Here is a 23,453-nt window from a genome sequence, read left to right as displayed (position 1 = left end):
AAAAACGTAGAAGGCTTATGCCATTCATTCTTAAAAAAGGATAAAAGCGATGACAACTTATAACAATAAAATCCAACAAGCCGCTGCGACTGTGAGTCAACAAGGTCCCACTTGGGCAGCGATGAATCCTGAACACATTGCGCGTATGCAACTACAGAACCGTTTTCAAAGTGGTTTAGATATTGCCAAATACACCGCCAAAATAATGCGTGAAGACATGGCTAAGTATGACAATAATCCTGCACAGTACACCCAGTCTCTAGGTTGCTGGCATGGATTTATTGGTCAGCAAAAGATGATATCTATTAAGAAGCATTTTGGTAGTACGCGTAGCCGATACTTATACCTATCAGGCTGGATGGTAGCTGCCATGCGCTCTGAATTCGGGCCATTACCGGACCAATCTATGCATGAGAAAACGTCTGTTCCTGCATTGATTGAAGAACTGTATACCTTCTTAAAGCAAGCAGATGCTCGTGAGTTACAACATCTATTTAAAGAGCTTGATGATGCGACAAGCGCTGGCGATGAGCTGAAAGCTCAAGCTGCGCGAGATAAAATTGATCATTTCGAGAGCCATGTTGTACCTATTGTTGCAGACATTGATGCCGGGTTTGGTAATGAAGAAGCGACCTATTTATTGGCGAAAAAAATGATTGAAGCAGGAGCTTGCTGTATACAGATTGAAAATCAGGTGTCTGATGCAAAACAATGTGGTCACCAAGATGGCAAGGTTACGGTTCCCCATGAAGATTTCTTGGCAAAAATTAATGCGGTTCGATACGCCTTCATGGAACTGGGTGTTGAAGACGGTGTGATTGTTGCTCGTACAGACTCTTTAGGTGCTGGTTTGACTCAAAAAATACCTGTTTCACAAACCCCTGGAGATCTTGCTGATCAATATAATGCCTTTATTGATGGTGAAGAGGTGACGGATTTAGAAAGTATTGAGTCAGGTGATATGTTGATAAAACAAGGAAGTCGTCTCATTAAGCCAACGCGCTTACCAAATGGGTTAGTACGTTTTAAACCCAATACGGGGGGCGATCGAGTGGTATTAGATTGTATTACCTCGTTACAAAATGGCGCAGATCTGCTTTGGATAGAAACGGAAAAGCCTCATATTGGCCAAATTGCAGGCTTAGTGAATCGTATTCGTGAGGTTATGCCGAATGCCAAGCTGGTATATAACAACAGCCCTTCCTTTAACTGGACGTTAAACTTTAGGCAGCAAGTATTTGACGCATGGAGTGAAGAGGGTCGTGATCTGACTTCATACAATAGAGAGCAGCTTATGTCGGTTCAGTATGATACTACCGAACTGGCACAAGAGGCGGATAAGCGAATTCAGGCTTTCCAAAAGGAGGCTGCTGAACAAGCGGGTATATTCCATCATTTGATAACGTTGCCGACTTATCATACCGCAGCATTATCAACAGATAATCTAGCGAAAGATTACTTTGGTGATAAAGGTATGCTGGCTTATGTACAGGAAGTACAGAGAAAAGAAATTCGCCAAGGGCTAGCCTGTGTTAAGCACCAAGATATGTCAGGCTCGAACATTGGCGACGATCATAAAGAGTATTTTTCAGGCTCTAATGCCCTTAAGGCATCTGGGAAAGATAATACAATGAACCAGTTTGCTGCGTTGTAGCAGTCAATAAAATTCCCTTTTTTAGGCCGGCAATACCGCTATTTTGTCGGCCTTTTTTATTTAGATTCGAAAATATTACTCTATCTTATCTTTCCTGCTTGTTCGTTTGTTTCATCCGTATACAATGTGAATTACAAAGGACTGTGTCCTGTTTTTTTGAATGTTAAAAGAAAGGTTCTCTTTTCTATCATGCATCGTGCGGCTTATCGAAATCATCTTGTTAAATTATCCATTATCAGCTTAGTTAATATGTTGTTATTACTCGCTGTTGTGGTTTGGCAAATGCAAAATACTGTTTATAACGAGCGTAAAAGAATGGTTCAATCTCAAGTAGAAAGTGCCGTAAACTTAGCAAATTATAAGTATCAGCAGGCGTTGCATGGCGAGATAACTCAGGCAGAAGCTAGGGAACAATTAGTGCGAACCTTGAAGGCGTTGCGCTATCAAAAAAATGGCTATTTTTGGGTGTTAAACCAGCAAGGTAAAGTAATTATGCACCCTAACTCTAAATGGGAAACGACACTCTCAGTCATTGACTTGAAAGATCAAAATGGCCGCTTCTTTGTCAGAGATATTATTAAAGCGTCTGAACTAGGTGGGTTTGTTTCTTATAATTGGGGAAGCTCTGAAACTAATCAAATGCCGGATCGAGGAGGCTACGCAAAAGCTTTTGCTCCATGGCAATTGGTCATAGTATCCAGCGCGAATTTAGACGATTTAAATGCAGCAGTGTTAGACCATTTTACCTTTAGTTTTTTCTCTCTTGTTGTGCTTTTTTTAGCTGGTATGTATGTTTCGCTGCGGATGTCGAAAAAATATTTAAAAGCCTTTCGTTATAAAGCGGTTTCTGATGGTTTAACAAAACTCTATTCCAGAGACTATATGGATGAAATGGGAGATCAATTTTTTCAATCTAGTGCAAATGGTGATTTTTCTATCGTATTTCTTGATATCGACTTTTTTAAAGATATTAACGATAAATATGGCCATAAATATGGTGATATCGTGTTGGAAGAAGTGAGTACCATCATAAAAAGTGAATTACTCCCTCATAAAGAAGTTTTTCGTTATGGGGGGGAAGAAATTGTCGCGCTTTTGCAAGTGGGAGAAGGTGAAGCAGTAAGCCTGGCTGAGAAGGTAAGGCTGTCAGTGGCAGCGCATAACTTTGAGCAGATTAATGGGCATGATGTGAAGATTACTATCAGTGCCGGTATTGCAAGCAAGCAAGCTGACGAAGACTTTTCTGATGTATTAAAACGAGCGGATTCCTGTTTATATGTGGCTAAGGCAAGAGGTAGAAATACGACTGTAACTGGCAGCAATATCAGAAAGTCTGCGAGAGATTAAGAGATAATAGGAAGCGTTATTAGCCTTTTATTACCAGGTTTCTACCTAATTTTTTTCCTTCATATAAGGCTATGTCAGCTCGTTGGATGATACTGTTTTCATCATAATCATGACTATCAAATGTCGATACGCCAGCGGTTATTGTTAAGCTAATTTTCTCATCGCTGAAAGTACGCTGCTCGATGTCTTGTCTAAGCTGCTCAGCAACTTTCACCGCAGATAAAAGTGCCGTTCTTGGTAACAATACAATAAACTCTTCCCCGCCAAAGCGCCCGATACTATCTGTAATACGAAGAGACTTAGAAAGCGTGTCGGCAATTTCAATTAAGCATTGGTCACCAATTTTATGACCATAGGTGTCATTGATATTTTTAAAAAAATCAATATCAATCAGTATGATACAAATATCGCTTCGGTTAACTAACGCTCTTTGAAAATCTTTGGCTAAGATTTGGTTAAAGCCTCGTCGGTTCAGCACACTAGTGAGAGGGTCTAAAATGCTCTCTTGCTGTAGTTTTTGTGTGAAATGCTTATGTCTAGTAAGAAATACTTGGCCAAAAAACGTGCTGAATAATATTGCTACCATTAACCAGATCCCTCTCGGAATGGACTTTTCACTGGTGTAAATGTCGTTAGTTAAGTCTTGTATATTCTCACCATACAGAGTGCATAAGAAAACACCAATTGTCAGAGTTATTCCTGCAGAAATAGATTCTATCCGTCCACCTAATAAAGCAGCTAAAATCGGATAAAGAGGCAAAAGGCTCGTGAACTGGCTATTGACCCCTCCAGAGAGAAGAATAGAGGGAGTAATGGCTATAATAGAACAGGAGAGCAGTAAGGTTACTTCATATTTAGGGTGCTTTTCTGAACGAATAAAGAAGTACACACCTAAAAACATTAGGAAATTTGCAATGTTTTGAAAAGTAAAATACCAAGGAAGGGAAACAAAGATAGGTCGAATAATACAGGTTGTTGCTAGTAGAACTAGAATGAAAGAAGTAATACGTAAGGTCAGTTTATGATTCAGTTGCTTACTACTATCGATTTGTGACCTTTTCACTTCAGCTTTATTCCCATATCTACAGCAGTATAAGAAAATGTTGCAGATATGGGAAGTGATGTGAAATGTGTAGGTCTATTTAGTAATTAACTTTTCATAAGTGCTTTCTGGTTGAATTTATCATTTACCCATAACGCGGCAAGGATGATGGCTGCACCTATAGTGAGGCGTAATACATCGGCATCTCTATTCCAAAATACGAGATTGACTATAATCCCTGCAGGAATTAAAAGGTTGTTGGCGACGGCTAGAGTACCCACATTTACTAAAGTTGCGCCTTTATTCCAAGCAAAATATCCCAATCCAGAGGCTACGACCCCTAAGTAAACGAGAATAGACCACTGTAAGTGAGTGGTAGGAAGCTTGTCGGTATTTCCTAACAGTAAAAAACATGGGATCACTACGCTCAAGGCACCAATGAAAAACCAGCCAAATACGGTTCTTTGAGGTAAGTTCGGGTTTTCTTTGGCGATAATGCGTTTATAGCCTACTTGACCGACGGCAAAACAGATATTTGCTCCTTGAACAATCAATAGCCCCTTAATAAAGCCATCATCAATACCTTGATAACGAATGGCTACCGCACCAATAACAGCTAATAAAGCACTTATTATAAAGCCAATGTTCAGCCTACGATCAAGAATGTCATTGAATAGGGTGATGTAGATAGGGGTCATCACGGTAAACAGTAGAACTTCTGGTACCGATAAATACAAGAATGACTGATAGTAGAAACCGTACATAATGCCGAGTTGAAAAGCACCGCAGACCATTAATTGAAACGCCGTTCTCCTGCTAACTTGCTTAAACTTTAAAAAGGGCAGAAAAACGAATGTGGCCAGTGCAACACGCATCAATACAGAAAACCAAGCATCAACCTGACCTGCTAAATACACGCCAATTAGACTAAAGGAAAAAGCCCACAACAAGGTGACGGCTAATAATATGTACATGAAAATCGTTCCTATTTAAAAGTTGGCGTTATTCTAACTGCTTAATAAAAATTGGTAAATTAGTTTACCTAAAAATATTTATAGGTTTACTAATGTTGTTCTTGCTAGATTTTAATCTAGTGGTGGGCTCGTATTGGCATTAATTTTCTGTAAAATGCGCAGCTTTCACTGTTCTCTTAAGGGCCAAACATGACAGAAGAAGACATTTATTTATTTGAACAAAAGGCCATTCAGTTTTTACAAGATGAGTGTCACTCTTTTGATGACGCCCATGACTTGACTCATATACGTAGAGTGGTGAGCACGGCTAAACAGTTGGCCCAAGAGGAGCAAGCTGTATTGGCTGTTGTGATTCCAGCGGCTTGGTTACACGATTGTGTGTCTCTGCCTAAAAATCATCCAGATCGCGAGTTTGCTTCAAAATACGCGGCAGACAGGGCCGTTGATTTTCTTACTCAAATCAAATACTCACAAGGTTTACTTGCGGGGATTCATCACGCCATCGTGAGTCATAGCTATAGTGCGAACTGCTCGCCGCAAACCTTGGAAGCTAAGATTGTCCAAGACGCAGATCGATTAGATGCACTAGGGGCAATTGGGATCGCCCGCTGTATCCAGGTAAGTGCGTCTTTAAATAGGTCGCTTTACGCTTCAGACGATGCCTTTTGTGAGCAACGAGAGCCAGATGATAAGTGCTATACGATAGACCATTTCTACAGCAAACTGTTTAACATCACAGACAGTTTGAATACAACCTCTGCACGCCTTGAAGGCCAGAAGCGAGAGCGAGTCATGCGAGACTTTTTAGCGGCACTGAAAACCGAGCTTTAGCCCACAATCGCCGCGGATTTAATTTGAGCTATCACATGCATGCCAGTGGTTAAACTGAGCTGATGTACCGAGAATCGGGTGACCTGAGCAAATAATTCCGCGTCTCCTACTTTTAGAGTGAGTATCATGCTGGCAATATCCATAGGATGTGCCTGAATGTGGGTAATTTGAGCTGATAACTGGTTAATAATGCTGGATTCTGGATCTTTATGTAGGCTGATGCTGATATCTTTGGCTGGCAGTCTTAGGCGGACTTCATCTCCCATTTTTTGCTCCCCAGCTTTAAACACAATAGGCTGGCCGGCAATGCTAATGCCGCACAATCCCCAGTGTTCATCCTGATAGTCTATTCGTGAGCGTATGAGTGCGCTGGTATTCTGATATTGGTCATAATGATTGAGTTTTGCGAGCACGCTACCAGTGTCACCTTGCTCAATTAATACTCCTTGTTCTAATAAGCAGATTTGGTCTGCTAACCGACAAACTTCATCTAATGAGTGGGTGACATATAAAATTGGCAGTTGAGTGTGATGACATAACGCTTCTAAGTAAGGCATGATTTCCTGCTTAAGCTTGTCATCAAGTGCCGACAGCGGTTCGTCAAGCAGCAGTAATTCGGGCTGAATGAGTAGACTTCTAGCCAAGGCGACTCTTTGGCGTTCACCACCGGATAATTGTTTTGGCGCTTGTTGAAGCAAATTCCCGATTTTCAACAGAGAGATAATACCAGAGTATTGTTGGCTGTCTGTTGGTTTTGGGGCGCGTTTCATGGCAAATTTTAGGTTGTCCGCAACGCTTAGGTGCTCAAATAAACTGGCTTCTTGAAAAACATACCCGACCGGCCGTTTATGTGGGGCGACTCTGGTATTGGAGCCGAGCCAAGTTGTATCTCTAAATTGAATTCTTCCAGTGACCTCTTTGTCCAAACCAGCAATGGCTCTCAATAGGCTGGTTTTCCCTGAGCCAGAAGAGCCAAATAAGGCCGTGACACCCGGTTGAGTTAAGCTTATTTTAGTGCGTAGCTCAAAGGTAGAATTCGCATATTTTCTGTGTACATCGATTTCTAAAGAAAAGTCTTGGCTCATAAGATGCTGCTACCTTTTGTCTTCTGTCCCTCTTTTACTCGAATAGAGTAGAGCAGGCTTAAAGCGACAAATGAAAACGCCACCATTATGAATGAAAGTGCATGAGCCTGATGGTATTCAAAAGCCTCAACGTGTTCATAAATTTTTACAGAAATGACACTGGTTTCGCCATTGATATTCCCACCTATCATTAACACCACACCAAACTCTCCAACAGTATGGGCGAAGCCTAATACCGCTGCGGATAAGTAACCTTTTTTTGCGAGAGGAAGCACGAGATTAATAAAGCAATCAAATGGACTGGCCCGTAATGTTGCAGCGGCTTCTAGGTAACGCTCATCAATATTACTGAAAGCCTGTGTTAATGGTTGCACGACAAACGGCAGTGAGTACAACATAGAAGCAATGACTAGACCTGTAAAGCTAAAAGGCAGTGGCGCAATGCCTAGGCTAGCCAAGCTACTACCAATGAAGCTGTTAGGGCCTAAATAAATGAGTAAGTAAAAGCCTAACACCGTGGGGGGGAGCACAAGAGGCATGGCGACAATCGCGTTAATTGGCCCTTTTAGGCGTGAGGGCGTTCGGCTTAGCCACCACGCAAGAGGCGTGCAAAATACAATCAGTAGTAGAGTAACAAGGCTGGCAAGCTTGAGTGTTAACCATATGGCCGATAAATCTTCTGAGTTTAAAGACACGCTTACTCTCCGTACAAAGGCTATTTTGAAGCATAGCCAAACTCACTAATGGCTTGTTGTATTTTAGGTTGTTGAATGAAAGCAAATAACTCTCGAACAGCTTGTTGGTGCTGGCTACTGTTAAGGATTACGGCCGTTTGCTGAACTTTATCATATAAGGCTTGGGGCAAGATTAACATGTTTATACCAAGAGCAGTGCGCTGCTGTTCGACAGATAAAGCTTGCGAAAGGGCAACAAAGCCTGTTTGAGCGTTTTTTGTAAGAATAAAGTGCAGTGCTTGGGCTACATTTTCACCCAATACCAATTTTTTTTGATTAGGCTGCCACAGATCCAGTTTTGTCAGTAATTGCTGTGAAGCTTGCCCATAAGGCGCCAGCTTAGGATTGGCTATTGCTATGTGTTTAGACTGCTTAAGAAGGCTGGAAATATCTTGCTCTGGCAATATGCTCAAAATAGCTAGCTGGCCTGTTGCGTAGGTGAATAGGCTTTCCGATTGGGCTAACTGTTCTTTAATAAGGCGGGCACTGGTGTTGTAGTCAGCAGAAAAAAAAGCATCGTAGGGGGCACCGTGTTTTATTTGCGCGTAAAGTTTGCCGGTTGAAGCGAAAGATAACGATAGAGTGTGGTTAGACTGCTCTTCAAACGCTTGCTTAATGTATTGCATAGGCGTGATGAAATTGGAGGCTACGCCTACACGAATATCGGCCGCTAAAGCAACATGACTAAGACATAAACCTATAACTAAAGCGAGTGCGTTATTAAATAAGGTTTTGTTAAAATGCCAGAACTGCATGGTGAGATCAAAAGCGCTCATGCACTAGCGGGTGGCACTCGCTAGGCAATGAGTAAATAACAATCGCCCTTGTGAATACCAACGGTGGCCTTAGATAAATGTCTACCCTGGCATGGCCCTGTTATACAACTGCCATCTCTTGGTGAAAAGAGTGCCCCATGATGCTGGCACTTAAAGTAATCTCCACCTTCATCAAAGGCGCCAGCAGAGTTCCAGACCAGTGGTTTGTTTTGATGTGGACAAGTATTTTGGTAGGCGACAATCTCCCCTTCTTGTCGAGTAATTAAAAAATGATGCTTCTCAACTTGTAAGTCGAGAGCTCCGCCTTCAGGGAGGTCTTTTACGTTAGGAATAAGATGCTTGTTAAACACGTGATCACTACACTTTTATTTAGTTGTTATGCCAACGGATTGTGACTCTTTCTTATTTTTTTCTCAATTCATCAGAAGAATGAATTTGTAAGCTTAATGTAATAAATGCAAGGAAAGACTCTAAAGTGCAAACATGGCTGAGTCAAGATGGAGAAAGTGCGATACTCTCGCCTTGTCATTGAATGTCCATGCCAAGCTCATTATACTTTTAACTATGGTAAAAAAAACGACCTCCAAGCCCTCTCGAAAGCCTCCTTCTCGTCCGACTAAACGCCGTACTAAAAGCGTAAAATCCAGACGCAAAAAGTCGCTGTTTTCTCGTGTACTGGCCACCCTTATAAAATGGGGGGTGATCTGTGCTTTATTGCTAAGTATCCCATTTGGTATTTGGACTTGGTGGCTAAACAGTCAGGTAGTGGCTAAATTTGAAGGGCAAAAATGGCAGGTGCCTTCCGAAGTTTATAGTGCACCTATTGTGTTAACCAGTGGTTCTACATGGTCAAAAAAACAGCTGGAAGCCTTGCTACTTCAAGCGGGTTATCGATTCGGTAAAAACAGTCAAAAAGTGGGTTGGGCAGCTCGCAGCAGTACAAAAGTGAGTGCTTATTTGCGGTCTTATGCGGATCATTTGGGCTATCATCCGTCAGCAAGGCGGATTTTTTCCTTTGAGAATAATCGACTCGTCATTCAAAAGCTCACTGGGGAGCAAGTGGCGACTGCCCGTATCGAGCCCCAAAGAATTGGTTTTCTTTATGGTGGTAATACTGAGCAACGTCAGATTCTAAGATATGAAGAAATCCCATCCACCCTTACCGATATATTGATGGCCGTCGAAGATAGAGATTTCTATCAGCATTGGGGTATATCTCTGACGGGAATTGCTCGTGCTGTGTGGGTGAATTTTTCACAAGGGTCGCGTCGCCAAGGTGGCTCTACCTTGACGCAGCAACTTGTTAAAAATATGTATTTGAGTTCTGAACGAACTTATACCCGAAAAATTACAGAAATCATCATGAGCCTGCTGCTGGAGTATCATTACTCCAAAGAAGACATTCTCAGTGCTTATGTAAACGAGGTTTATCTTGCTCAAGTCGGTAATAATGGACTGCACGGCTTTGCTGCAGCGAGTCAGCATTTCTTTGGCCGCCCTCTCGACGAACTTAATATTGATGAATTTGCTCTACTTGTTGGTATGGTGAAAGGCCCCTCATTATATAACCCTCAACGCTCCCCGAAGCGCGCCTTGCAGCGTAGAAATACGGTTTTGGCTATTTTGAAAGACCAGCAAAGGTTAACTGAAAAAGACTACCAAACACTGACTAGAAGGCCAATTCGTTTGGCCGACAAACCAAGGTCTCGCTCTGTATATGGTGATTACCTAGATTTAGTGGCTATGCAACTCGCCAGAGATTTTGACGAAACGACTTTGGCGACTGAAAATTTGCGTATTTATACAGGGGTAGATATTCGTGCGCAAAATGCTGCTTATGAAGCGGTTCAGCGACAAGTAAAAACGCTCGTCAAAGGTGACAAAAAATTATCGGGGCTGCAGGCTGCAATGGTTGTCACAGACTCTCAAAATGGTCAGGTGAGGGCTGTGGTTGGCTCTAGTGGTCAATACTATACTGGCTTTAATCGCGCCCTAGGGGCAGTCCGTCCTATTGGTTCATTAGTTAAGCCACCCATCTATTTGGCGGCATTGGCAACAGGGCGATATACTTGGTGGTCACCTATTGAAGATAAACGTTTGCGTTTTAAAGTTGGTGCCGAAGTTTGGCAACCTGAAAACTATGACCGTAGAGTACACGGTGTCATCCCCATGTATGAAGCAATGGCTAAGTCATACAACCTGGCTACGGTAAATTTAGCTCATGAAATTGGTTTTGACCGAGTTGCTGATGCACTTCGAAGTTTAGGGGTAAAGCGTCCATTTACTATGCGGCCATCAACTACCCTTGGCGCCTTAGAACTGTCACCTTTTGAAGTAGCAAGATTGTATCAGCCTATCGCGTCTACAGGGCAAAGTAGTGAGCTTGGAGTCGTTCTTTCCGTGACGGATCAACAAGGCACACTGATCAAAAGATTTGAGCGTAAAGGCTCAACATCTTACACAGATGCATTGTTAGCTGTCACCCTTGATGGCATGACAAAAGCTCCTGAAATTGGTACTGCAAGAGCTGCGCAAAGGCAGTTCCCTGGACTGCGTTTTGCAGCTAAAACAGGAACCACTAATAACCAAAGAGATAGCTGGTATGTGGGTATCACGGGGGATCTTTCTAGCACTGTTTGGCTTGGCATGGACGACAACACGCCATTAAGTATTACCGGCAGCAGTGGCGCTCAGAAAGTCTGGATCGATTTTACCAAGCACCTGCCACAAGCTTCTATCAGTGAGGAGTTACCCGAAGGGGCATTTCATTTTAATGTGTTAAATGAGGAGTTTGAAATCGCAGCCCCCCGATGTGAGGGGCAAACACGTTTAGCCTTTATTCTGGGGACTCAGCCTCAAGAAAAAACATCCTGTTTATGGCCGTTTTAACTTTTAGCAGCTAGTAGGCGGGTGTAGAGCTCTCCCCATTGCCCTGTTACTGCTTGCCAACTGTGGTCATAACTCATGGCGTTCAGTTGGCGTTTTTGCCATTCCGCAGAATCGTCAAAACACGCCATACTACGACTTAAAGCATCGCATAGGTCAGCAACGGTTGCTTCATGGAAGACAAAACCATTGGGTTTGTTTGAGCCTTCAAAAACCGTATCGGCAAGCCCCCCAGTATGGCGAACTAAAGGTAAGGTGCCGTACTTTAGAGCATAAAGCTGAGTGAGCCCGCAGGGCTCAAATCGAGAAGGGATCAGCAAACAGTCTACACCTGCTTGCAAACGGTGAGAGAAGCTTTCGTCATAGCCTATTGTGATAGACACTTGTTCTGGGTATTGCTTTTGCAAATCAAGGTAGGCTTGTTCTAAATTGCCGTCTCCTGAGCCTAATAAAATAAAGCGCGCGCCTTTAGCTAGGCTTTCTGGTAAAGCTTGCAAAATTAGATCTAAGCCTTTTTGCTCTGTCAAGCGACTAACCACCCCATAAACGGGTTTATCCATAATGGCTGGCAAACCACATTCAGTTAATAGCGCGTGCTTATTGGCTTGCTTGTCTTGCAAGGTGTCAGGGCTGTAGTTTTTGGCTATATGAGCGTCATTTTCTGGCGACCACTCATCGTAGTCAACACCATTTAAAATGCCAGATAGCTTGCTTTCAAGGGCTCTTAATGTGCCATCTAAACCGTCACCATATTCAGGTGTTAAAATCTCATTGGCATAACTTGGGCTGACGGTTGTGATGGCATCTGCATACACTAACCCTGCTTTAAGAGCGGAAAAACGACCGTAAAATTCCATACCGTGCATGTTAAGCAAATGGTTGGATAGCTGTAAATCTGAAAATTGGCTCATTTCAAAGCTGCCGTTATAGCGTAAATTGTGTACTGTGGTGATCACAGGCACACTTTTGTTTTGCCAACTTTCTAAATAGGCAGCTGCAAACCCAGTTTGCCAGTCGTTTAGGTGCAATACATCAGCTTGCCAATTAGCAATGTTACTGTTTGTAATTAAGAGTGCAGTGACCCAAGAAAAAGCAGCAAAGCGTATGTGATTGTCAGGGTAGTCTAGTCCATTTTGATCAACATAAGGTCCAAAAGGGCGTTCGAATAACCCTTGGCATTGAACTAGCCATAAAGGCGTATCTGATTCTTTAATGCTGGTTTCAAGTAGTATCAAGTCCCCGTAACCAAAGGGGTTGCCAAGATTGACTCGCTTGTGAATTGGCCCAACTTTTTCCACTATGCCTTGATAAGCTGGCATGATTAAACGGACATCGTATCCTTGTTTACGCATGGCAATAGGAAGTGCGCCAGCAACATCGGCAAGGCCACCCGTTTTAATTAAGGGGTAAATTTCTGAAGCTGCAAAGAGTACTTTAATCATATTGTGATCTTATTCAGGTTGTGTTGTGATAGAAGTATACCTAAGTTAGGTTGTTGTTAGAGTGGGTAGTTATAAATATTTATAAGAAATCACCAGATAAGGGAGTACTATGGATCTTAATACAGCGTGCATGAAGACGTTATCTATTATTTTGGCTGGTGGTCGAGGTTCAAGGCTGAAGCAATTAACGGATAACCGCTCAAAGCCAGCCGTGCCAATTGCTGGTAAATACAAAATTATTGACTTTCCGCTTTCTAATTGTGTGAACTCAGGTATGAGACGCATTGCAGTTTTAACGCAGTACCGCTCACACACTCTTAATCAGCATGTTCAGCGGGGCTGGAATTTCTTACGTTCAGACTTCAATGAGTTTATTGAGCTGTGGCCAGCCCAGCAACAAACCGGAGGGGATTGGTATCAGGGAACCGCAGATGCGGTTTATCAAAATCTTAGTATGATTGAAGAGCTTGATAGTGAGTATATTCTCATTTTAGCTGGGGATCATGTTTATAAGCAAGATTACAGTCAAATGTTGAAAGAACACATTGACAGCGAAGCGGATGTTTCTGTTGCTTGTATTGAAGTGCCTGTGAAAGAAGCTGATCAATTTGGCATTATGCATGTTGATGAAGACGATAATATTATCGCTTTTGAGGAGAAGCCTGAGAACCCGCCTACATTGCCAAATAATCCTGAAATATCCCTTGCTAGTATGGGAATCTACATTTTCAATACACGCTTTCTCTGCGAAAGGCTACGGTCTGATGCGCAAGATAAAAACTCCAGTCATGACTTTGGTAAAGATCTAATTCCTTATTTTGTGGGGCGCTGTAAAGTTAAAGCCCATCATTTTTCCAAAAGTGCCATAAAGAACCCAAGCTATGATATGCCATACTGGCGTGATGTAGGGACTTTAACTGCTTATTGGGAGTCTAATATGGATTTAACGCGATTAATTCCAGAGTTGGATTTATACGATGAATCTTGGCCAATCCGAACGGCTCAGTACCAACGTCCCGCTGCAAAATTTAATTACAATTATGAAGAACGCATCGGAACTGCGCTAAACTCTGTAGTATCCGCAGGGTGTATCGTATCCGGTTCTACGGTTGAAAAATCGATTCTGTTTAACAATGTAAGGGTCAACTCTTATTCTAATGTGAATCGTTCTGTGATTTTGCCTAGGTGTGATATTGGCCGCCATTGTCGTTTAACAAAAGTGGTACTCGACTCGGATTGCCGTTTACCAGAAGGAACGGTGATTGGAGAAGATGCAGAGTTTGATGCAGCACGCTTCTATCGTAATGAAGATGGCATCACACTCGTTACCCAAGAGATGATAGAAAAGCTTTAAGTAAACCCTCTTTCCAAGAAAGATGGCATTAAGCCGAGCTCATTCTGAGTTCGGCTTTTTTATAATAAGATCGCCATATTGACTTGTTGTTTGGTTTCACAGACCTTATAGAGTAAGGAATTATTTTTAAATCTATTGACGGCTATGTTATCCACTCAAGCTGTGGATAACCCTATTGGTGAGTTAGTGATAACTCTCGCAAAGCTTGTAATGGCGGGGCTTTGCTTAGGAGTGTTTATTTCTTCTTCATTCTTGTAACTGAGTGTAAGTAGAGGCTGGTCTGACAATTTTGAGGTGTAATAAATGTTTACTGGTATTGTTCAAGGTATTGCTCAAGTGAGCCAAATAAGTGAAGAAGGACGCAATAAAAAATTAGTAATCCGTTTTCCTGCTGCAAGTATGCAAGGGCAGCAACTTGGCGCGAGTGTCGCGATAAACGGCGTGTGTTTGACAGTGGCAGAAATTCAAAATGATACCTTGGTGTTTGATGTTATAGACACTACCTTAGCTTTAACAAATATTGGTGATCTAACACCTGAAAGCCTGGTGAACTTTGAACGTGCCGCTCGAATTGGCGATGAAATTGGTGGCCATATTATGTCGGGTCATATTATGACCACCGTGCAGGTGTCAAAAGTAGAGAAAATAGCTGAAAGTGTTCACATACGCTTTGTTACTAATAACCAAAATAAAGTCGATGCAAAACGTTATCTTTTTGACAAGGGGTATGTAGGGCTAAACGGTGCCAGTTTGACTATAAGTGATATTGGTGAAAATTGGATCGAAGTGTCGTTGATCCCAGAAACTCTCAGACTGACTACTTTTGGCTCACTAAAAGTGGGTGATTTAGTGAACTTGGAAATTGATGCTCATACTCAAGCAACAGTCGACACTGTTGAACGTATTCTGGCTGCTAAACAGTAAAGTTCGTTTAAATTATCTACTTTGTCACCTTGAACAGAATGAAAGCAATGGTGTAAAGAAAGGATTTTCGGTAGAATGCTCGCAAATTTCTAATCAGAAAATCAATGTTTCTATTAATTATGTTTCACTTTCATCGGCCTAAAGTACAGGTTGCTTAAAAGTGTGGATAAAATGTTGGTATTAGCCACCACCAGAGCTACTGCCTAATACAATGTGAGTATAAAGTGTCGTCTAAGAATTTAAAGCACATACGTAATTTCTCAATCATCGCCCATATTGACCATGGTAAGTCAACATTGGCTGATCGCTTCATTCAAACATGTGAGGGCTTAAGTGAGCGTGAAATGTCAGCACAAGTCCTTGATTCAATGGATATTGAGCGAGAACGAGGCATCACCATTAAGGCTCAGAGTGTAACGCTTGATTATCATGCTCGTGATGGTGAAACTTACCAACTTAATTTTATCGATACTCCTGGCCACGTTGACTTTTCTTATGAGGTGTCTCGATCGTTAGCTGCTTGTGAAGGGGCTCTTTTGGTTGTGGATGCCGCGCAAGGTGTTGAAGCTCAGTCAGTCGCTAATTGTTACACTGCCATAGAGCAAGGCCTTGAAGTGATGCCTGTTCTAAACAAAATTGATTTGCCCCAAGCTGAGCCTGAGCGAGTCTGTGAAGAAATAGAAGAAATTATTGGTATTGATGCCATGGACGCCGTTACTTGCTCGGCGAAAACCGGTATGGGTGTTGAAGATGTGCTTGAGCGACTAGTCGCTACCGTACCTTCGCCGGAAGGTGATATAGATGCTCCGTTACAAGCTTTGATCATTGATTCTTGGTTTGATAACTATTTGGGTGTTGTCTCTTTAGTCAGAATTAAACAAGGTACTTTAAAGAAGAAAGACAAGATTTTTATTAAATCTACTAAGCAAACTTATCCTGTTGATATGGCTGGTATTTTTACCCCTAAGCGTAAAGAGACGGGGGTTTTAAAGGCTGGTGAAGTGGGCTATGTTGTAGCGGGTATTAAGGACATTCACGGTGCACCTGTTGGTGATACTATTACCCATGCCTCTACACCAGACGTTGAACAGTTAGCAGGCTTTCAAAAAGTTAAGCCACAAGTATATGCCGGTGTGTTTCCTGTAAGCTCTGATGACTATGAAGACTTCCGTGTAGCCTTAGAAAAACTTACCCTGAATGATGCTTCTTTGTTCTTTGAGCCTGAAAGCTCTGATGCATTAGGTTTTGGTTTTAGATGTGGTTTCTTGGGTATGTTACACATGGAAATCATTCAAGAGCGTTTAGAAAGGGAATACAACCTTGACCTTATTACAACTGCGCCCACCGTAGTGTTTGAGGTAGAGCTTAATAATGGTGATGTCATTAACGTTGATAGTCCTTCTAAAATGCCTGATCCTGGTTCCATTCGTGAAATGCGCGAACCTATTGTTGAAGCAAATATTCTTGTTCCTCAAGAATACCTAGGTAATGTTATTACTCTTTGTATTGAGAAACGAGGCGTTCAAAAAGATATGCAATATGTCGGGCAGCAAGTGCAGCTAAGGTATGAGCTTCCTATGAATGAAGTGGTGATGGACTTCTTTGATAAGCTCAAATCATGTAGTCGTGGCTTTGCTTCTCTTGATTATAGTTTCAGTCACTTTAGTGCTGCACCTCTATGTCGTCTGGATATTTTAATTAACGGTGAGCGTGTTGACGCACTTGCATTGATTATGCATAAAGACAATGTCCAATTTAAGGGGCGTGCTTTGTGTGAAAAAATGAAGGACCTGATTCCGCGACAAATGTTTGATGTGGCGATTCAAGGTGCTGTAGGTGCCAAAGTCATTTCTCGAACCACGGTAAAAGCGTTACGTAAGAATGTAACAGCTAAGTGTTATGGTGGTGACGTGAGCCGTAAGAAGAAATTGTTGCAAAAGCAGAAAGAAGGTAAGAAACGAATGAAGCAAGTAGGGAATGTTGAAGTGCCTCAATCAGCTTTCTTAGCGGCTTTACAAATAGATAGCTAGAAAAAACGGATAAAAGAGCCCTGTGTCGTTAGGGCCTCAGCGGAGTGCTAGTATGAATTTTGATTTTGAGCTGATCTTAGCCATTGCCTTTTTAGTGACTGGAGCAGTTTGGTTGTACGACAGAGTTGTCTATTTACCAAAACGTAAACAAGCGTTGGCGACCATGTCAGATGATGCCCGTAAAACTATCGATAAAGACGCTGTACAGCGCTTAGCTCAAACACCAAAAATGGTTGTAGAGGTTAAATCTTACTTTGTTATTATTGCGATTATTTTTGGCTTAAGATCTTTTGTTGTGGAGCCGTTTCAAATACCGTCGGGTTCTATGCTACCGACCTTGAAAATCGGTGACTTTATTTTGGTGAATAAATTTGAGTATGGCGTAAGGCTGCCTGTGCTCAATACAACCATTATCCCCACAAATGAGCCAGAAAGAGGCGATGTGGTTGTATTCAAATATCCGGTGGACCCAAATCTCAATTTTATTAAGCGTATGGTAGGGCTTCCGGGAGATACAATCCGTTATCAGGGGAAGAAATTGTGGGTGAATGGCGAGCTTGTGGAAACCAACTTGTTGGCTGATTTAAGTTCTTCTTTAAATCCAAATAAAGAACCGGCTAAACTTTTGTTGGAAAACCTGAATGGTGCTCCTCATGAAATATACAATAGCTACCGTGATAACCCTTTAGAAGGCGAGTGGGTAGTGCCTGATGGTGCTTATTTTGTCATGGGCGATAACCGTGATAATAGCTCCGATAGTCGTGTTTGGGGCTTCGTGCCTAAGGAGTACATGAAAGGCCGCGCTTTTTATGTCTGGATGCATTGGGATGAGTTGTTTAGTCTCCCAAGCTTTAAAAATAACGGTTTAATTAACTAAGTCTTCTGGGAGACGTTTTGAGTTCAAATTATCAGAAATTAAGCCGGCGTTTAGGCTATTTTTTTGCTGACCTAGGTTTGCTTGAATTAGCACTTACTCACCGTAGTTTCGGTGGAAAAAATAATGAACGTTTAGAGTTCTTAGGCGATTCCATACTAAATTATGTTATTGCTGAAGACCTATTTCATCGCTTCCCTAAAGCGAAGGAAGGAGAGCTTAGCCGTTTGCGAGCTTCTTTAGTAAAAGGTGATACTCTTGCTGAGCTGGCCCGCGAATTTAAAATGGGTGACTTTCTAAAGCTGGGTGCAGGTGAATTGAAAAGTGGCGGCTTTCGTCGAGACTCTATTCTTGCCGACTCGGTAGAAGGTGTGATTGGCGCTATTTACCTTGATGCTGGCATGGATACTTGCCGAGATAAAATTCTAACTTGGTATAAAAGCCGTCTTGATGCTACCTCTTTGAAGGTCGTCACCAAGGACGCCAAAACACGTTTACAAGAATATTTACAGGGGCGTAAATTTGCCTTGCCCAATTATGAGGTTGTCGATATTTTAGGGGATCCTCATGACCAGACATTTTATGTAGATTGTTATATTGATGTGTATGATGAGCCTGTTAAAGGCAAGGGCGGTAGTCGTCGTATTGCCGAGCAGAATGCTGCGGCAAAAGCACTAAAAATGTTGGAAAATAAAGATGTCTGAAATAGAAGTGACCCACTGCGGGTATGTGGCCATTGTGGGTCGCCCAAATGTGGGTAAATCCACATTATTGAACCACATATTAGGGCAAAAACTTTCTATTACTTCTCGTAAACCGCAAACAACTCGTGATCAAATCTTAGGGGTCAAAACCGAAGGTCATGTTCAAGCGATTTATGTGGATACACCTGGCTTACACCTGGGCGAAACCAAAGCCATTAACCGCATCATGAACAAAACTGCCACCTCAGCGCTAAAAGATGTTGATGTCGTGTTATTTGTTGTAGATGCCGATCGTTGGACCGAAGAAGACGAATCTGTATTGCAAAAAGTACAATATGCTTCTTGCCCAGTGATCTTGGTGGCCAATAAGGTGGATCAATTATCGCACCCTGATGACCTATTGCCTCGCTTAGCTAATCTATCAGAACGCATGGAGTTTGCTCATGTTGTACCCATTTCAGCCCTGCGTAATAACAACCTTGATCGCTTAGAGTCAATTGTAGAAAGCTTTATTCCTGAAAGCGCGCCATTTTATCCTGAAGATCAGATTACCAATCGCAGTTCGCGCTTTTTGGCTTCTGAAATTGTGCGCGAGAAAATCACACGTCAGCTTGGTCAGGAAGTGCCTTATGAAGTGGCTGTACAGATCGAGGAATTTGTTTATGAAGGCCACGTTATTCATATAAGTGCCTTGATTTTAGTGGAGCGAAATGGTCAAAAACGCATCATTATCGGTGATAAAGGTGAAAAAATTAAGCTCATTGGTAAAGAAGCTCGCATTGACATGGAAGATCTGTTCCAACAAAAAGTAATGCTGAATTTATGGGTTAAAATTCGTTCTGGCTGGTCTGATGATGAACGAGCCTTAGCAAGTTTAGGCTATCAGGAAGATTAATCCCAATGCGTGACATTGCTTATGTCATTCATACGCGGCCATTTCAAGATGGTAAAATCCTGCTTGATTTGTTAACGCAAGAGCATGGTTTAATCAGAGGGGTTTGGCGTCTGCCAAAAAAAGAGGCTCGGGTAATTCCTGGGCCTTTTTTGCCTTTTCATGTTGAGTTTTCCGGTCGAACTGAGTTAAAGAGTTTACGCAGTTTAGAGTCGGTCGATGCGCCAAAAAGGTTGGAGGGGCTTACTCTCTATGCGGGTCTGTATATTCATGAATTGATTAGTAAGTTAGTCCCTCTTAATCTGCCATTGCAGGCCGTTTTTGAACTCTATGAGTGGCTAATTAACGGCTTGGCGAATAACCTACCTGTAGCCCCTATTTTAAGGCGCTTTGAAGTGGGGATGTTTGCCGAACTAGGAGTTCAGATTGATCTTTCTGCAACAGCGAGAGGCCAAACAATCGATGTATCGCAGCTTTATCAATTTCATCTAAAATTTGGTTTACAGCCTTATTATGGTGAGCGACCTAAGGTTTTACCTGCTTTGTATCTAGATGGCGCGACGGCACAAGGTTACCAACAGGGGCAGTGGACAAATAAGTCTGTTCTGGCTCTTGCTAAAGAGTTACATCGTTATTGGTTGGATAGTCTGCTGAATGGACGCGACATCATGACAAGGCAATTATTATCGAAGCAAGAATATCAGGGTGAGCGCCTTTATGGCGTTCCCGTGTTTCGTTATCAGGCTTAACGTAAGGTGAAATAGCGTTGATTATAGGTATTGGTACAGATTTAGTAGAAATTGAGCGAATAGAGCAGTCTATGGAAAAGCTAGGAGAGCGTTTCGCTAAACGTATTTTGACGGCATATGAGCTTGAGCAATGGAGGAAATTAAGCCATATAGGGAAAGCGAATGCCTTTATTGCAAAGCGTTTTGCCGCAAAAGAAGCCGCAGTAAAAGCCTTAGGTACTGGGATTGGTCAAGGCGTCAGTTTTCAGCATTTTACGATCAAAAACAAAACCAGTGGTCAACCTTACTTAGAGGTTGAAGCTAGCATCGAGGCGCGCTTTGATGTGGAAACTGTTTGGCATTTAAGTATAACGGATGAAAGAAAATACGCTCAAGCTTTTGTTATTCTTGAGGCCAAGGGATAAGTTGTTGGTGCGTCATTAAGCGTTCCAGTTCTTCTATGAAATCTTGGTATACACCCTCTACCTCTTCAAAACCTAGCTCTTTGAGGTGAGTCTCTAAGAATCCAGCATGTTTACTGAGACTCACTGCACCAGTATATTTAGCCGCGCCATTGATTTTGTGTACCGTCTGGATAAGTTTGTCTAACTCTTCGCTTTGATAGAAATGCTGCAATAATTTATGTTCTTCTTGTAATGTTCCATTTAGCATTTCAAACATCTCTTTGGCCATTTTAGTGCTGCCCTTTACAATTTCTAAGGCTCTATCTAAATCAAAGATTTCTTCTATTTGGGTATCAACTTGTTGCTGAATAGTTTCAGATGATGAGCACCATTTTTCAATGGTATTGAGTAGGGTGTCTTCATCAACAGGCTTGGTTAGGTAACTGTTCATTCCACTATTGAGAATCTGTCGCTGCTCATTACCTGAAGCGTGCGCAGTAAGAGCAATAATAGGAATGGCTTCATAAGCGGCCATTGCTCTGATTTTTTGCGTGGTTTGCATGCCATTTAGGTCTGGCATTTGGATATCCATAAAAATAAGATCGAATGTTTCTTTGGTTGCCATTTCAATGGCTTGATGCCCGCTAAGAGCCAAAGATACTTGGATTTTATGGGGAACTAGCCAATGCTTGACTAACTCAAGGTTGATCTTAGTGTCATCAACCACGAGTACTTTTAGCTTGCTAAGTTGTATTTTGGGTTGGGTGGAAAGTTCAGTTATCGCTTGATTGGTGAGAGTGAGTTTTTTCAGACTTTCGTATAATCGGCGGTGACTGATGGGTTTTAAAAGTACATCGCTCGCTAACGATTTCAATTTGTCATCAAGGGCAAGTTGGCTCGCAGATTGTAGCATTAGAATACAAGGAATTTTGAGTTCCTGGCTTGCATACTCTATTAGCTCTTTGGTTTCGGTAAGGCTGTTTAATTCATTACTAGAAGAGCCTATTAGTAGAGCGTCGATGTCATCACATTCCGATGTCAGTTGATTTATCAGTGCTTCAAATTTTGTGTGGCTTTTTACAGAAACGTTAATGCTTTCTAAATATTTGGCTAAGTATAGTTTGTAGTTATTACTAGGCTCGAATAAAAGAGTTGTTAAGTCGAGTCCTTCAATAATGGTATTCGCTTTTTGAGACGTTTGAAGTTGAAGGGTAAAGTGAAATGTTGTCCCTATATTTGGCGTACTGGTTAATTCAATACTGCCTTGCATTTGTTCTATTAGCTTTTTAGTGATTACCAGCCCTAATCCTGTGCCACCAAACTGCCTGGTCGTACTTGAGTCAGCTTGAGAGAAGGGTTTAAATAAATTCTTGATCTTACTTGATGGAATACCTATGCCAGTGTCGATAACTTTAAAGGAGAGTTGTAAGGATTCACTGTCGTCATGTAAGACTGAAATTTGGGTTTTAACATGCCCCTGATGGGTAAATTTTACAGCATTTCCTATTAAATTGGTCAAGACCTGTCGTATACGAGTCGTATCGCCAATTAACCATTCAGGGACTTTAGGGTGTATTTCAGGAATTAAGTCTAGCTGCTTATTGTTGTCAAAGAGGTTTGCGCTAAGGGTTTGGTAAACCTCGTCAAGAAGCTCACGTAAGTTAAAGTCTGAGTAAACAAAGGTTAACTTCTCAGCTTCAATTTTAGAAAAGTCTAATATATCACTGATAATGGAAAGTAAATTGTTGGCAGATTTGTCTACAGTATCAAGGTATAAACGCTTTTGAGCATCGCTTTCTATTTGTTTGAGGATTTTAGTATAGCCTTGAATGGCATTTAGAGGTGTGCGAAGTTCATGACTCATGTTTGCTAGAAATTGTGATTTAAGGCGGTTTGACTCCATTGCCTCTTTATTAGCAATATAAAGTTGGGCGCTTTTTTCCTCTAAACTGTCCATATTACGTTGAATATCCGCAGTGGATTGCTCAATGCCTGATAAGAGTTCTTGGGAGTGCCCTTCCATGCGCCCTGCAATTTCGACTAGGCTTTTTTGTATGTGTTGATAGGGTTTTGTGAGATTGATGGTTTTAGCGCTGTCATAGTCTTCGGATATTAAATGCCTTAAAGCGCCATCAAGTTTGTTGATAGGCATTGCGAAATGTTTTGCAATGCGCCATGAGAGAAGCGTCATCGATATAATAAATACGAGCGCACACAGAATTAGTACAAAAAAGTAACGCCAGATTGATAAGTTTGTCTCGGCTTTAGAAGACTCAACGATGACCCAGCCTAAAATATTGCTTCCAGAGGTGTCATTATCAGCGCCATCGTCTGATTGAAAAATATTGTCCAGGGAGTTGTAGTTGTAATAAATCGGAGCAGTAACTATGACAAACTCTGCCGATTCAAGGGTAAGCGGTATATCTAAAGTTTGAGTCGTATTGGCTAGACTGGTTCCGAGTTCTGCGAGCGTTTTTTGTTCACCATCAAGTAGTTTTACATAGCTAATTGACGTTTGGTTAAACGCAGTCTGTAGGATTTTTGTCATCATTGTGTCGTCAGAAAAGACAATGGCATACTCGCTACTGAGAGCAGCTTGTTCTGCGACTTGAGTGGACGTTTCGATAAGCTTTGAGTTTAAATCAGTATACCGAAAAAACAGTAGTAGGCAGCAGGCGATTATTGAGATTAGGCAGGCTGGAATGCATAGGAGCCAAAATAGCTTGAGCCGAACGGAGAGTTGACGCAGACCTTTTTGGCTTCCCACAATCA

At 41.9% G+C, this 23,453-nt stretch carries 20 protein-coding genes; 12 read left to right on the top strand and 8 right to left on the bottom strand.

Annotation, left to right across the window (positions count from 1 at the left end; all coding sequences use genetic code 11):
- The first annotated feature begins 49 nt into the window (after window positions 1-49).
- Complete coding sequence (locus tag ACYVGZ_RS15015) at window positions 50-1,654, top strand: isocitrate lyase (protein WP_460757370.1); 1,605 nt, start codon at window positions 50-52, stop codon at window positions 1,652-1,654.
- A gap of 189 nt (window positions 1,655-1,843) precedes the next feature.
- The gene (locus tag ACYVGZ_RS15010) at window positions 1,844-3,001 is read left to right on the top strand and encodes a sensor domain-containing diguanylate cyclase (RefSeq protein WP_460757368.1); all 1,158 of its coding nucleotides are present in this window, start codon (window positions 1,844-1,846) and stop codon (window positions 2,999-3,001) included.
- A gap of 19 nt (window positions 3,002-3,020) precedes the next feature.
- On the opposite strand, the gene ACYVGZ_RS15005 is transcribed toward ACYVGZ_RS15010, so the two are convergent.
- Both ACYVGZ_RS15005 and ACYVGZ_RS15000 read right to left on the bottom strand, forming a co-directional pair.
- Window positions 3,021-4,064, bottom strand: coding sequence for a GGDEF domain-containing protein (locus ACYVGZ_RS15005; protein ID WP_460757365.1), 1,044 nt, complete (start codon window positions 4,062-4,064; stop codon window positions 3,021-3,023).
- Window positions 4,065-4,150: 86 nt separating this feature from the next.
- Entirely contained in the window at window positions 4,151-5,017 is an 867-nt protein-coding gene (locus ACYVGZ_RS15000; protein ID WP_460757362.1) for a carboxylate/amino acid/amine transporter, read from the bottom strand.
- 189 nt (window positions 5,018-5,206) lie between these two features.
- On the opposite strand from ACYVGZ_RS15000, the gene ACYVGZ_RS14995 reads away from it, so the two are divergent.
- Window positions 5,207-5,848: an HD domain-containing protein gene (locus tag ACYVGZ_RS14995; RefSeq protein WP_460757360.1), complete on the top strand. Its 642-nt coding sequence runs from the start codon at window positions 5,207-5,209 to the stop codon at window positions 5,846-5,848.
- Here ACYVGZ_RS14995 and modC read toward each other — a convergent pair.
- The 4 genes from modC to ACYVGZ_RS14975 are packed head-to-tail and all read right to left on the bottom strand — an operon-like array spanning window position 5,845 to window position 8,793.
- Window positions 5,845-6,933, bottom strand: a complete 1,089-nt coding sequence (gene modC / locus ACYVGZ_RS14990) for a molybdenum ABC transporter ATP-binding protein (RefSeq protein ID WP_460757357.1) — start codon at window positions 6,931-6,933, stop codon at window positions 5,845-5,847. The genes ACYVGZ_RS14995 and modC overlap by 4 nt on opposite strands.
- The gene (gene modB / locus ACYVGZ_RS14985) at window positions 6,930-7,628 is read right to left on the bottom strand and encodes a molybdate ABC transporter permease subunit (RefSeq protein ID WP_460757355.1); all 699 of its coding nucleotides are present in this window, start codon (window positions 7,626-7,628) and stop codon (window positions 6,930-6,932) included. The genes modC and modB overlap by 4 nt, the downstream gene beginning before the upstream one ends.
- Before the next feature lie 20 nt (window positions 7,629-7,648).
- The gene (gene modA, locus ACYVGZ_RS14980) at window positions 7,649-8,443 is read right to left on the bottom strand and encodes a molybdate ABC transporter substrate-binding protein (RefSeq protein ID WP_460757352.1); all 795 of its coding nucleotides are present in this window, start codon (window positions 8,441-8,443) and stop codon (window positions 7,649-7,651) included.
- 20 nt (window positions 8,444-8,463) lie between these two features.
- The gene (locus ACYVGZ_RS14975) at window positions 8,464-8,793 is read right to left on the bottom strand and encodes a Rieske (2Fe-2S) protein (RefSeq protein WP_460757349.1); all 330 of its coding nucleotides are present in this window, start codon (window positions 8,791-8,793) and stop codon (window positions 8,464-8,466) included.
- 133 nt (window positions 8,794-8,926) lie between these two features.
- Between ACYVGZ_RS14975 and mrcB the strand changes: the two genes are divergently transcribed.
- Window positions 8,927-11,332: a penicillin-binding protein 1B gene (mrcB, locus tag ACYVGZ_RS14970; RefSeq protein WP_460757347.1), complete on the top strand. Its 2,406-nt coding sequence runs from the start codon at window positions 8,927-8,929 to the stop codon at window positions 11,330-11,332.
- Here mrcB and glgA read toward each other — a convergent pair.
- Complete coding sequence (gene glgA / locus ACYVGZ_RS14965) at window positions 11,329-12,771, bottom strand: glycogen synthase GlgA (protein WP_460757344.1); 1,443 nt, start codon at window positions 12,769-12,771, stop codon at window positions 11,329-11,331. The genes mrcB and glgA overlap by 4 nt on opposite strands.
- Before the next feature lie 109 nt (window positions 12,772-12,880).
- Between glgA and glgC the strand changes: the two genes are divergently transcribed.
- From glgC to acpS, 8 genes are all read left to right on the top strand, one after another.
- Window positions 12,881-14,125 carry a glucose-1-phosphate adenylyltransferase gene (glgC, locus tag ACYVGZ_RS14960; RefSeq protein ID WP_460757341.1) on the top strand — a complete coding sequence of 415 codons (1,245 nt, stop codon included), beginning with the start codon at window positions 12,881-12,883 and terminating at the stop codon, window positions 14,123-14,125.
- A 303-nt stretch (window positions 14,126-14,428) separates the two neighbouring features.
- Window positions 14,429-15,049, top strand: coding sequence for a riboflavin synthase subunit alpha (locus ACYVGZ_RS14955; protein ID WP_460757339.1), 621 nt, complete (start codon window positions 14,429-14,431; stop codon window positions 15,047-15,049).
- A 224-nt stretch (window positions 15,050-15,273) separates the two neighbouring features.
- Entirely contained in the window at window positions 15,274-17,079 is a 1,806-nt protein-coding gene (gene lepA, locus ACYVGZ_RS14950) for a translation elongation factor 4 (protein WP_460757336.1), read from the top strand.
- Window positions 17,080-17,131: 52 nt separating this feature from the next.
- Window positions 17,132-17,956: a signal peptidase I gene (lepB, locus tag ACYVGZ_RS14945; RefSeq protein ID WP_460757334.1), complete on the top strand. Its 825-nt coding sequence runs from the start codon at window positions 17,132-17,134 to the stop codon at window positions 17,954-17,956.
- Window positions 17,957-17,973: 17 nt separating this feature from the next.
- Window positions 17,974-18,657 (top strand): ribonuclease III, encoded by a 684-nt coding sequence (gene rnc / locus ACYVGZ_RS14940; protein ID WP_460757331.1) that lies wholly within the window; start codon window positions 17,974-17,976, stop codon window positions 18,655-18,657.
- Window positions 18,650-19,552: a GTPase Era gene (era, locus tag ACYVGZ_RS14935; RefSeq protein ID WP_460757329.1), complete on the top strand. Its 903-nt coding sequence runs from the start codon at window positions 18,650-18,652 to the stop codon at window positions 19,550-19,552. Before rnc ends, era begins: the two co-directional genes overlap by 8 nt.
- 5 nt (window positions 19,553-19,557) lie before the next feature.
- Entirely contained in the window at window positions 19,558-20,298 is a 741-nt protein-coding gene (gene recO / locus ACYVGZ_RS14930) for a DNA repair protein RecO (RefSeq protein WP_460757326.1), read from the top strand.
- 17 nt (window positions 20,299-20,315) lie between these two features.
- A complete protein-coding gene (gene acpS / locus ACYVGZ_RS14925) occupies window positions 20,316-20,702 on the top strand; it encodes a holo-ACP synthase (protein ID WP_460757324.1) in 387 nt (128 codons plus the stop codon).
- Here the strand turns inward: acpS and ACYVGZ_RS14920 are convergent.
- On the bottom strand, window positions 20,680-23,448 hold the full coding sequence (locus ACYVGZ_RS14920) for a response regulator (RefSeq protein ID WP_460757321.1): 2,769 nt from the start codon (window positions 23,446-23,448) through the stop codon (window positions 20,680-20,682). The genes acpS and ACYVGZ_RS14920 overlap by 23 nt on opposite strands.
- Window positions 23,449-23,453: the final 5 nt, after the last annotated feature.

The sequence above is a fragment of the Marinomonas epiphytica genome (assembly GCF_054780655.1).
The sequence above is the reverse complement of the archived record's forward strand: the minus strand, read 5'-3'. Positions and strand labels throughout refer to the sequence as shown.

Coding starts and splice junctions, on each gene's coding strand:
- lepB (WP_460757334.1), top strand. CDS start 17,132: ATGAATTTTGATTTTGAGCTGATCTTAGCCATTGCCTTTTTAGTGACT.
- era (WP_460757329.1), top strand. CDS start 18,650: ATGTCTGAAATAGAAGTGACCCACTGCGGGTATGTGGCCATTGTGGGT.
- ACYVGZ_RS14995 (WP_460757360.1), top strand. CDS start 5,207: ATGACAGAAGAAGACATTTATTTATTTGAACAAAAGGCCATTCAGTTT.
- ACYVGZ_RS15000 (WP_460757362.1), bottom strand. CDS start 5,017: ATGTACATATTATTAGCCGTCACCTTGTTGTGGGCTTTTTCCTTTAGT.
- recO (WP_460757326.1), top strand. CDS start 19,558: ATGCGTGACATTGCTTATGTCATTCATACGCGGCCATTTCAAGATGGT.
- modA (WP_460757352.1), bottom strand. CDS start 8,443: ATGAGCGCTTTTGATCTCACCATGCAGTTCTGGCATTTTAACAAAACC.
- ACYVGZ_RS15015 (WP_460757370.1), top strand. CDS start 50: ATGACAACTTATAACAATAAAATCCAACAAGCCGCTGCGACTGTGAGT.
- glgA (WP_460757344.1), bottom strand. CDS start 12,771: ATGATTAAAGTACTCTTTGCAGCTTCAGAAATTTACCCCTTAATTAAA.
- ACYVGZ_RS14955 (WP_460757339.1), top strand. CDS start 14,429: ATGTTTACTGGTATTGTTCAAGGTATTGCTCAAGTGAGCCAAATAAGT.
- glgC (WP_460757341.1), top strand. CDS start 12,881: ATGGATCTTAATACAGCGTGCATGAAGACGTTATCTATTATTTTGGCT.
- modC (WP_460757357.1), bottom strand. CDS start 6,933: ATGAGCCAAGACTTTTCTTTAGAAATCGATGTACACAGAAAATATGCG.
- ACYVGZ_RS15010 (WP_460757368.1), top strand. CDS start 1,844: ATGCATCGTGCGGCTTATCGAAATCATCTTGTTAAATTATCCATTATC.
- mrcB (WP_460757347.1), top strand. CDS start 8,927: ATGGCTGAGTCAAGATGGAGAAAGTGCGATACTCTCGCCTTGTCATTG.